General features: G+C 62.9%; 8 protein-coding genes. 5 read left to right on the top strand and 3 right to left on the bottom strand.

Features of this window, described 5'->3' with window-relative positions:
- Nucleotides 1–76 precede the first annotated feature (76 nt).
- From T370_RS0119380 to T370_RS0119370, 3 genes are all read right to left on the bottom strand, one after another.
- Nucleotides 77–601 (bottom strand): NUDIX domain-containing protein, encoded by a 525-nt coding sequence (locus tag T370_RS0119380; RefSeq protein ID WP_009733273.1) that lies wholly within the window; start codon nt 599–601, stop codon nt 77–79.
- Between the two features lie 285 nt (nt 602–886).
- The gene (locus T370_RS0119375) at nt 887–2002 is read right to left on the bottom strand and encodes a GAK system CofD-like protein (protein WP_029436720.1); all 1116 of its coding nucleotides are present in this window, start codon (nt 2000–2002) and stop codon (nt 887–889) included.
- A complete protein-coding gene (locus tag T370_RS0119370; RefSeq protein ID WP_029436719.1) occupies nt 1989–3308 on the bottom strand; it encodes a BPL-N domain-containing protein in 1320 nt (439 codons plus the stop codon). The genes T370_RS0119375 and T370_RS0119370 overlap by 14 nt, the downstream gene beginning before the upstream one ends.
- 92 nt (nt 3309–3400) lie before the next feature.
- Here T370_RS0119370 and T370_RS0119365 point away from each other — a divergent pair, with 92 nt between their 5' ends.
- The 5 genes from T370_RS0119365 (at nt 3401) to T370_RS0119345 (ending at nt 10044) form a co-directional block, all read left to right on the top strand.
- Nucleotides 3401–6049, top strand: a complete 2649-nt coding sequence (locus T370_RS0119365; protein WP_005028390.1) for a valine--tRNA ligase — start codon at nt 3401–3403, stop codon at nt 6047–6049.
- A 362-nt stretch (nt 6050–6411) separates the two neighbouring features.
- On the top strand, nt 6412–7215 hold the full coding sequence (locus T370_RS0119360; protein WP_248604292.1) for an EamA family transporter: 804 nt from the start codon (nt 6412–6414) through the stop codon (nt 7213–7215).
- 28 nt (nt 7216–7243) lie between these two features.
- Nucleotides 7244–8326 (top strand): membrane protein, encoded by a 1083-nt coding sequence (locus tag T370_RS0119355; RefSeq protein WP_029436717.1) that lies wholly within the window; start codon nt 7244–7246, stop codon nt 8324–8326.
- 4 nt (nt 8327–8330) lie between these two features.
- Nucleotides 8331–9503 carry a metallophosphoesterase gene (locus T370_RS0119350; RefSeq protein WP_005028387.1) on the top strand — a complete coding sequence of 391 codons (1173 nt, stop codon included), beginning with the start codon at nt 8331–8333 and terminating at the stop codon, nt 9501–9503.
- A 157-nt stretch (nt 9504–9660) separates the two neighbouring features.
- Nucleotides 9661–10044 carry a hypothetical protein gene (locus T370_RS0119345; RefSeq protein ID WP_029436715.1) on the top strand — a complete coding sequence of 128 codons (384 nt, stop codon included), beginning with the start codon at nt 9661–9663 and terminating at the stop codon, nt 10042–10044.
- Nucleotides 10045–10105: the final 61 nt, after the last annotated feature.

Below are 10105 nucleotides of genomic sequence, written 5' to 3'. Positions count from 1 at the left end.
AGGGGTGGGGTTTGGGGAGGGGAGAGGGAACCCTTCTGAAGAAGGGTTCCCTCTCCCCTCCCCAATGGCTTCCCTTCTACCAAGGCGTCGTGAGCCCGGCGGCGGAGCGGCCGCCGTACAGGACGCCCTTGAAATCGGCAAGGATTTTGGCGTGATCGAAAACGAGGGCGGGCAGGGCTTCCATCGAATAGAAGGCAACCTTCGCGGCGTCGTCCCCGGCGCGAAGCTGTTCGGGATTCAAGGGTTCGGCGATAAACACGGTGGAGATGGTATGCTGGCGGGGATCGCGGTCGGGTGCGGAATACACGCCGAGCAACCCGGTCAGCCTCACACGCAGATTGGTCTCCTCAAAGGCTTCGCGGACGGCGGCCTGCTCGGCGGACTCGCCCAGATCGATGAAGCCGCCCGGCAAGGCGTTGCCGTAGGGAGGATTCTTGCGGTCCACCAGCACCAGCCCGCGCTCACGATCATGGATCACGATGTCCACGGTCGGCTTGGGATTCAGATATTTTTCAACGATCGCGCCGCATTTCGGACAGGTCAATTCAGTCTTCATCATCAGTCCCTTGAGTAAAATGAAGGGGATGTTCCCCATATGCATAGAGGGGAATCCCCCCATTCATCGCCCGCAAACAGTCCTTCTTCCCAAAAGTCGCCCCAAAGCGCAACAGGGCATTTTCAAACCTTGCCCTGTTATCCAATCATTTCAAAGAAAAACAAATTCCGCTCACCTTTCTCGCAGGGAAGCCCGCAATCATCCCCCACCCCATAACAAAAGTCTTGGGAGAGGGAGGGAGGGGGTTTGGGGAAGGGAGGGAGAAGCCGCTTGCCCCCTTTATGGGGGTTCTTCAGAAAGGTTCTCCCTCCCTTCCCCAATTTCCTTTCCCTACTTCCAGTCACCCAAAAGCTCGCGGCACAGCAAGCCCGCATCGAGATAGGGAGGTTCGGAAACAAGATGCGCCTTACGGACACGGATGCCGAGCCGGGCAAGCCACTGGTAGGGGATGCCGCCGGGATAGCGGGACTCGTCCTCGTCCACAAGAAGCCAGTTGAGCGCCTGCCCCGCCGGGCAGCCGTCGGCTCCGAAACGCAGCAGATACGCCACCTGATCCTGCACCGTGAGCCCGAAAAGCTCCGGGTCCGTGCCGAGATTGGGAATGAACACCTTCGGGCAGGCGGCCTCGCGGACGGCACAGCTTACGCCGAGGGGAAGCAGGTTCGCCATCACGGAAGAAAAGAAACTGCCCACAGGATAGCAGATAAGATCCGCAGTCCGGATGACGTGGGCAAGACGCGGCTGGATGGGCACGGAAACGGGAGAAGGATCATCCAAAGAGGCTGAAAGCCACATATCAAGTATGGGGGAGGTGATGGAGGTCGCGGTCTTGCCGGTGAAGCGGTGCTGCCCCACGATGACCTCGCCGTTCTCAAGCCGCACGCACAGGTGGGCGCAGGAATCCGCCACGGGCATGACAACGCCCCGCGCCTGCACCATGCCGGAAAACACCCGCACCACGGGCTCAAGCTGACGATCGAGGGAAAGATAGCCGGAAGTCAGGATCAGGTTGCCGATGCTCGCCCCGGCAAGATCCATATCAACGGGCATGAGTGACCGAAAAGCCGAAAGGTGCTGCGTGACAACCTCGTTCATGGGCTCGGGAATCGCGGCCACCAGCGGATGCGCGCCGGACGCGAGAGACGCCAGCTCACGGTGGAGGGCTTCCGGCCCGGCATCCTTGGGCAGGCGGTAGCCGAGCAACTCCACGGTCTCGGGATTGCCTTCAAGGGAGCGATCGGCCAGCGCCATGATCCGGGCACGGATGTCCCCCACGGCGGGCATGTCGAACGCCCGGCGCAGTTCGGCGGAACTGCCCCCGGAATCGAATGTGGTGATGACGTGGACGGCGTTGCGGGTATGCCGGGAGAGTTCCGCCGCCACCGGAGCCAACGCCGTGCCGCCGCTGAAAAACAGGATGCGCGATCCTCCGTCAGGCGGAACCATCGCACCCTCCGGCCTTTCCCAAACTCAGGAACAGCAGCTCGTCGACCATGTCCATCAATTCCTTGTAAAGGCCTCCGCCCTGCATGGCGGAGCCGAACAGCGCCAGCCGCTGCTCGGCGAGAATCTTGCGCGGCACTTCTTCCGGCATGATCGTGGCGAGGCGCAGCCCGAGCAGGAGCCCTTCGACGCCTTGCCTGAACACCGCGAACGTCTCCCCGAACCGGATGCGCTGCGCGGCCCAAAACGTCTCGGCTTCCGGAGACGGGGACACGCCCGTGAGCACGCACAGGCCCATGAACAGCGCATTGAGCCCCGAGCCCGGAACGCCGGAACGCCAGCCCGTCAGCCACGGGGCGCGCTCGAACAGGAGATCGTGGGCGAGGCCGAGCCGGATCAGCTCGCCCATGCCCCGCCGGGCTTCGAGCAGATCGGGATCGTTCCAGAACACGGGCATCTCGCCGGGACGCCACGCCGGGACGGTATCCGCCCTCGGCTCGAATCCCGCCAGCGTGCGCAGGATGTGTGCGAACCAGCGGTTCGCGTCCGGTGATCCCGGCGTCTCCAAATGGCTGTAGCTGAGCGTATAGCTCCCCTTGCCGTATCGCCCGTGCAGGGCGCAGGGCTGTCCGTTGAGGAACCCCGGCGCCAGCGAGACGCCGTACAGCTCGATCCATTGTTCGAGCACGGCGGGGGACAGCGAAGAGAGAGGCAGGTCGGCCACGCACAGATCCGGCGGGCAGGTACGGGGATCGGAGCCAGCATACCTGGCCAGCACGTCCACCCCGTCGTCAGGGCCCCCGGATGACGCCGCAAAGCGCCCCGGCCACCAGATCGGGATAGCCGGTTCGGAGCCGGGGGCGACGGGTTCGGAAAAAAATTCCGGGACAAGCGGATGCCCGCCCTGAAAACGGACGCGGACGTGCCCGGAAACGAAGTGCTGCACGCGTTCGCCGATTTCCGCACGGTGCCACGGGCACAGGCACAGGCCCTTACCGATTTCGGCGGTACGCACAGGATCGGCGGCATCGGAAAGCCCAAGCCCGGCCCCGCCGCAGAACCCCACGTAGCGGCCGCCGCCGCGCACCCATGCGCGCACGGCTTCCCGCCCTTTTTCACCCAATGCGGCAGACTTGTGCCGGGCCGTTCCGCCGGGTACAAGAAGGAGAGACGTCTTGTCAGAAAGCGCGCCCTGAGCTATCTCTTTCGCTTTGACCAGACGGTACGGAAGCCCGAACGCTTCGGCGGCCCGCCACACGAGCAGGCCCCAAAGCTGCGAAGCATCCCAAAATATGGCTATGTCAGTCATGGTCCCTTCTGCATAGAACAACCGGGCGCTGTTGACAACACCCGCCCTTCCTCTCTGACACGAGCCTTTGAACCCTTTCATCGGAGCAGGCAATGTCCGAAAACGCACTACCCAAGGGCTACGAGCCCCACGCCGTGGAAGACCACTGGCGTGAGTATTGGGAAAAGAACAAGACCTTCACTCCCGACCCCGACGCCCCGGGCGAACCTTTCTCCATTGTCATCCCTCCGCCAAACGTCACGGGCGCGCTGCACATCGGCCACGCCCTGAACCACACGCTCATCGACGTGCTCTGCCGCCACGCCCGCCAGAAGGGCAAGAAGGTGCTCTGGCTCCCCGGCACCGACCACGCGGGCATCGCCACCCAGAACGTGGTGGAACGCGCCCTCGCCAAGGAAGGCAAGACCCGCCACGACCTCGGCCGCGAAGCCTTCGTCGAACGCGTGTGGCAGTGGAAAGAGGACTACGGAAACCGTATCCTCAACCAGATCCGTATGCTCGGCGATTCCGTGGACTGGACCCGCGAACGCTTCACCATGGACGAGGGCCTGTCCAAGGCCGTCCGCAAGGTGTTCGTGGAACTGTACAAGGAAGGGTACATCTACAAGGGCAAGTACATCATCAACTGGTGCAGCCGCTGCCACACCGCCCTTGCCGACGACGAAGTGGATCACATGCCCGAAAAGGGCCACCTGTACCACGTCCGCTACGACTTCGAGGACGGCTCCGGCTCGGTGATCATCGCCACGACCCGCCCCGAAACCATCATGGCGGACACCGGCGTGTGCGTGCATCCCGAGGATGAGCGTTATGCCGGGCTCGTGGGCAAAAAGATCGTCGTGCCCGTCATCGGCCGCGTCGTGCCGCTGTTCGCGGACCGCTACGTGGACAAGGAATTCGGCACCGGCGCCCTGAAGGTCACCCCCTGCCACGACCCCAACGACTGGACGCTCGGCGAACGCCACGGCCTCGAATTCATCCAGTGCATCGACGAGGACGGCAACATGACCGCCGAGGCCGGGCCGTATGCCGGCCTGTCCAAGGAAGAATGCCGCAAGCGCATCGTCGAGGATCTGCAGGCTTCCGGCCAGCTCGTGAAGATCGAGGATCTCGATCACAGCGTGGGCCACTGCTACCGCTGCAAGACCGTGGTCGAGCCGCATATGTCCGAACAGTGGTTCGTTGCTTCCACGAAGCTCGCGCCCCGCGCCCGCGCCGCCGTGCCGGAAATGACCCAGATCTTCCCCGAAAACTGGATGAAGACCTATTACAACTGGCTCGACAACATCCGCGACTGGTGCATCAGCCGTCAGATCTGGTGGGGCCACCGCATCCCGGCATGGACCTGCCCCCAGTGCGGCAAGCTCATCGTTTCCGAGGAAGATCCCACGTCCTGCCCCGATTGCGGCTCCACGGAACTGGTGCAGGAATCCGACGTGCTCGACACGTGGTTCTCGTCCGCCCTGTGGCCCTTCAGCACCATGGGCTGGCCGGACAAGACCAAGGATCTTGCCACGTTCTACCCCACGTCCGTGCTCGTCACCGGGTTCGACATCCTGTTCTTCTGGGTGGCCCGCATGATGATGATGGGCCTGCACTTCATGGATCAGGTGCCCTTCAAGCACGTCTACCTGCACGCCCTCGTGCGCGACGCGCAGGGCCGCAAAATGTCCAAGTCCACCGGCAACGTCATCGACCCGTTGGTGATGATCGAAAAATACGGCACCGACGCCCTGCGCTTCACCCTGACGGCCTTCGCCGCCATGGGCCGCGACATCCGCCTCTCGGAAGACCGCATCGAAGGCTACCGCCACTTCGTCAACAAGCTGTGGAACGCTTCCCGGTTCGCGCTCATGAACCTGCCCGAGGACGTGCCCGCCGCCGTGGAACTCGACAAAGTGCAGGGGCTCCATCACCAGTGGCTGCTCCACCGCCTCGAAGAGGTCAAGAAGGATGTGGACGGCGCCATCGAAGCCTACCGCTTCAACGACGCCGCCCAGACGCTCTACAAGTTCCTCTGGAACGAGTTCTGCGACTGGTATCTGGAGCTCATCAAGCCGGACATGAAGGAAGAAGGCCCCCGCAAGACGGAAGCCCAGTATGTGCTGTGGACCGCCCTGCGCGAGTTCCTCATCCTCATGCATCCGATCATGCCCTTCGTGACCGCCGAAATCTGGCAGGCCCTGCCCGGTGGGGCCGGTTCCGACGCGGCGGTGCAGCTCCTGCCCGAAGCGCGTCCCGGCTGCCTCAAGCCCGAAGCCGCCGCCCGCATGGAGTTCGTGCAGGAAGTCATTGGCATGATCCGCACGATCCGCGCCGAGCTGAACATCGCTCCGTCCTACAGGCTGACCGTGCTGCTCCGTCCGTCGGACGCCCACCAGAAGGACGTCCTTGAGGCGAACCGTGAAGTCATCCTGACGCTGGCCCGCCTCGGCGAGCTCATCATCGACGCCGACGGCGAAGCGCCCAAGGCTTCCGCGAGCCATGTCGCACAGGGCTGCGAAGTCATCGTGCACCTGTCCGGCGCTGTGGACTTCGCCGCCGAACTGGCCCGCCTTGAAAAGGAACTGGGCAAGATCGACAAGGAGCTGGGCGGCCTCAACCAGAAGCTCGCCAACGAGGGCTTCGTCAGCCGCGCCCCCGCCGAAATCGTCGAGCGCGAGCGCGCCCGCGTCGCCGAACTCACCGACGCCCGCGTGAAGCTCACCGCCCTCCAGCAGCGCTTCCGCGATGTCATGTAGTTGATTTTAATTGGTGTTGATTGAAAGATTGGAGGGGGGAGCGGGAGCCTTTCTGGAGAAAGGCTCCCGCTCCCCCCTCCAAACCTCCCCCCTCTCCCTCCCAAGACTTTCGTAACGGGCCCCAGTCCGGCTTTGTGCGGCACAACGGGCCCGTCCGGCGTGCGTCCTCTGTAAGGAAAAATCCGTTCCGGCGACGCCATGCCTTGTTCTCTCTGCCTTTTCGAATTCTGCTTCCAAACGGGAAACCGGAACGGGAACGCCGACGGCAGGGATTCGATAAGACCGCAAATCTCTTACCCCCTTGCGCCATGAAAGTGTCCACAACGTCGCCCTTCTTCTCCGTAGCGCTGCTGGTGATATCGATGCTGTCGATCCAGTGCAGCGCGTCGCTCGCCAAGTCCGTTTTTCCGATCATCGGCCCCGAGGCGACGACGGCCCTGCGCCTTATGTTCGCGGCGCTGGTCCTGCTTCCGGTAATGCGCCCGTGGCGGGCGAAGCTCACCCGCAAGCAATGGCTGCCCATCATCCTCTACGGCCTGTCCACGGGCGTCATGAACATGTGCTTCTATCAGGCCATCAGCCGCATCCCGCTGGGCGTGGGCGTGGCGCTGGAGTTCACCGGGCCGCTGGCGATAGCCATGCTCGGTTCGCGCCGCCTCATCGACTTCCTGTGGATTGCGCTGGCTGTCGGCGGCCTGCTCCTGCTGTTGCCCATTCACGAATTTTCCGGCAATCTCGATCCCGTGGGCGTGGCCTTCGCGCTCGGAGCCGGATTCTGCTGGGCCATGTACATCTTTTTCGGCAAGCGGGCAGGGAACGCCGGAGGCGGCGCATCCGTCTCGCTCGGCATGATCGTCGGGGCCTGCGCCATCCTGCCCTTCGGCGTAGCCTCGGCGGGGACGTCCATGTTCTCCATGTCCGTACTCCCGCTGGCTCTGCTGCTCGGCGTCTTTTCCTCGGCGTTGCCCTATGGGCTGGAAATCGTCGCCCTCAAGCAGCTCCCCGCGCAGACTTTCGGCATCCTGATGAGCATGGAACCCGTCCTCGCGGCCCTGTCGGGCATTATTTTCCTCGGAGAACAGCTCAACGTGGCTCAATGGGTCGCTCTGGCCTGCATCATTGTGGCCTCCATCGGCGCAACACTGACTATCCGCCGCAAGGCCTGACGCGGCGGGCATCCTCAAGGAGAAGGCGATGAAGCTTCCCAAGAAACAGGCCGCCGTGGTCCGCGCCGCCCTTGAAGAATGGCGGGCATCCGGGCTTCTGGACGAAGAAACCGGCAAACGGCTTCTCGACGACCTGACGCCTCTGCCCTTCGACTGGTACAGGCTCGGCCGCTATGCCTTGTGGAGCGCCCTTACGTGCATACTCATCGGCGTGGCCGCCCTGCTCGGCGACGAACTGTTCCTTGAACTCATCAGCCGCCTTTTCGTCATGACGGAACTGGGGCGCAGCCTGTTCCTGATCCTTGCGGCGGCGGGCCTGTTCTTCTGGGGCGTACGGCGGCGCAGGAGAGCCCCCCAGAAACGGCTGACCAATGAGGGCCTGTTTTTCCTCGGCGTGCTGGCTATTGCGGGCTCGCTCGCCTCGCTCGCCGCATGGCTTTACGCGTACGGCGGGGAAGACATCGGCTTCCTGAACATCTCCAGCCTGTTCCTGCTTGCCGCCGTCATATACGGCGCGCTCGGACTATTGCTCGATTCCCGGCTGATCTGGGTTTTCGCCCTGTTCGCGTTCGGGAGTTGGCTCGGGGCCGAAACGGGGTACCGCTCCGGCTGGGGAGCCTATTATCTGGGGATGAACTACCCCATGCGCTTCGTGCTGCTCGGCCTGCTCCTGTGCGGGCTCTCGGTCCTCTTCAAACGCAATGACCTCTGGAGCCGGTTGGCGGCCTTCGAGCGCAGCACGCTCTCGGTGGGCCTGCTCTATCTGTTCATCAGCCTGTGGATACTTTCCATCTTCGGCGATTACGGCGACATGACCTCATGGTACCAAGCCCGCCATATGGAACTGTTCCACTGGTCTCTCCTTTTCGGAGCGGCGGCCTGTGCCGCCATATGGCTCGGCGTGAAGGACGACGACGCCATGCTGCGGGGGTACGGGCTTGTCTTTTTGGGCCTGAACCTCTACACACGCTTCTTTGAATGGTTCTGGGACAGCCTCAACAAGGGGCTGTTCTTCATCATCGTCGGCCTCAGCCTCTGGGTTCTCGGCGCCCACGCCGAACGCCTCTGGAATCTGGGGAAAAAGCCCTCCTCATCCCCAAAGGATGCCTGACAACATGAGCATGATCACTCTGTTTTCCGCCTTTATGGGCCTGTACGTCATCGTCCGGCTCATCCTGCCTTCCGGCATGAATTGGCCCCTCAAACTTATCCTCAGCCTCTTCGCGCTCGCCTGTGCCGAAAAACTCCTCCTGACCAAACTCGTCTACGGTACGATGGGCGCATTCATGCCCGAGCCCGTGCAGCTCGCCTCCGGCTACCTCCATTCCGCCGTGACCATCCTGTTCCTGCTGCTCGTGGCGCGGGACGCGCTTCTGCTCCTCACCTGGCCTTTCCGCCGTTCCACAGGGCGGCAGCGTAAAATTTTCTACGGGCATAAGGAAAAGAAGCCCGCATCGGGATTCTGGGCCTTCACGCTGGTGCTGCTCGCGCTGGCCCTGTCAGGCTACGGTATGCGGGAAGCCCTGCGGGTCCCTCCCGTGCGTGAAGTCCGTATGCAAGTCCCCGGCCTGCCGGATGCGCTGAACGGATTCCGGATCGCGCAGCTTTCCGATCTGCACATCGGCCCCACGTTCGGCAAGGCATGGCTGACGGACGTGGTGGCCCGCACGGATTCGCTCAATCCCGATCTCATCGTCATCACCGGCGACGTGGTGGACGGCTCCCCGTCACGCCTTGAAGAAGACGTGGCCCCGCTGGCAGATCTCAAAGCCAAGTACGGCGTCATCTTCGCGCCCGGCAATCACGAGTATTACTCCGGGATCCAGCAATGGCTGCCCGTTTTCCAGCGTCTCGGTATGCATGTGCTCATGAACGAAAACACGCAGATCCGGGTCAACGGCACACCGCTCGCCATCGCCGGGGTGACGGACACGGCCGCCCTCAATTGGGGGCTGGAAGGCCCTGACCCCGAAAAGGCGCTCTCCGGCCTCTCCAAAGACATCACCAAACTCATGCTCTCGCACCGCCCCTCGCTCGCACCGGAAAGCGCCAAGGCCGGGGCCTCGCTCCAGCTTTCCGGGCACACGCACGGCGGCCTTATCCTGCCCGTCACTCCCCTCATCGCGGCGTTCAACGGCGGCTATGTCAGCGGACCCTACACCGTGGACGGGATGCCCCTCTACGTCAGCAGCGGATCGGGCCTATGGGGCGGCATACCGCTGCGCCTGTTCGTGCCCTCGGAAATCACCCTCATCACGCTTACAGGAACGGGATTCGACACCAATTGACGCTCCGCGGCGTGAGAGAGGGAATCCTCTCACGTCCGCATAGATCGCTTTTTTGCATTCTCTCATAAGCGAACCCTGTCCTTTCGTTGACACCGCAGGATCGGCAGTGCTACCATTCTCGCTTATAAATCAACAACTACCGGGCAGGTAAAAAACGATGACCGATGACGCGCTCACTTCCAGAGCAAATGTTGTCCTGCATCTGGACAACGGAGCAGAGATGCAGTTTTCCGGGCGTCCCTTCGCCGGAGGTTCGTGGTTTGACGACGAAACCGGCGAATTAACACGTCAGAAGCTTTATACCACGGAATCCGGCGAGCATGTTTATTCCATCGTGACCGGCAAGGGGCAGCAGCGCAGCCGCCGGGCCTACCGCGTTTCCCTGCACGGCGAGGCTTGCACCATCAATGACGGGCGCACCGAGATGACTCTCGATCTCGAGATGCTCATGCTCGCCGTCCGGGCCCTCTCCGGCCTTGAAAAGGACGACGCCCCCACCCTCGACACGGTCGAGGAAACCCTCCGCGCCGCGAATTGCTGAAAGATTGGGGAGGGGGAAGGGGGCCTTTTGGAAAAGGCCCCCTTCCCCCTCCCCAAACCCC

It is taken from the genome of Bilophila wadsworthia ATCC 49260, assembly GCF_000701705.1.
In the GTDB taxonomy this organism is placed as follows: Bacteria; Desulfobacterota; Desulfovibrionia; order Desulfovibrionales; family Desulfovibrionaceae; genus Bilophila; species Bilophila wadsworthia.
Note: the sequence above shows the minus strand (reverse complement) of the source record. Positions and strands in the feature narration are given on the sequence as shown.

What these genes read in the sequence shown, in the direction of transcription:
- T370_RS0119380 (WP_009733273.1), bottom strand. Translation starts at nt 601, where the DNA reads ATGCATATGGGGAACATCCCCTTCATTTTACTCAAGGGACTGATGATG.
- T370_RS0119375 (WP_029436720.1), bottom strand. Translation starts at nt 2,002, where the DNA reads ATGGTTCCGCCTGACGGAGGATCGCGCATCCTGTTTTTCAGCGGCGGC.
- T370_RS0119370 (WP_029436719.1), bottom strand. Translation starts at nt 3,308, where the DNA reads ATGACTGACATAGCCATATTTTGGGATGCTTCGCAGCTTTGGGGCCTG.
- T370_RS0119365 (WP_005028390.1), top strand. Translation starts at nt 3,401, where the DNA reads ATGTCCGAAAACGCACTACCCAAGGGCTACGAGCCCCACGCCGTGGAA.
- T370_RS0119360 (WP_248604292.1), top strand. Translation starts at nt 6,412, where the DNA reads ATGCTGTCGATCCAGTGCAGCGCGTCGCTCGCCAAGTCCGTTTTTCCG.
- T370_RS0119355 (WP_029436717.1), top strand. Translation starts at nt 7,244, where the DNA reads ATGAAGCTTCCCAAGAAACAGGCCGCCGTGGTCCGCGCCGCCCTTGAA.
- T370_RS0119350 (WP_005028387.1), top strand. Translation starts at nt 8,331, where the DNA reads ATGAGCATGATCACTCTGTTTTCCGCCTTTATGGGCCTGTACGTCATC.
- T370_RS0119345 (WP_029436715.1), top strand. Translation starts at nt 9,661, where the DNA reads ATGACCGATGACGCGCTCACTTCCAGAGCAAATGTTGTCCTGCATCTG.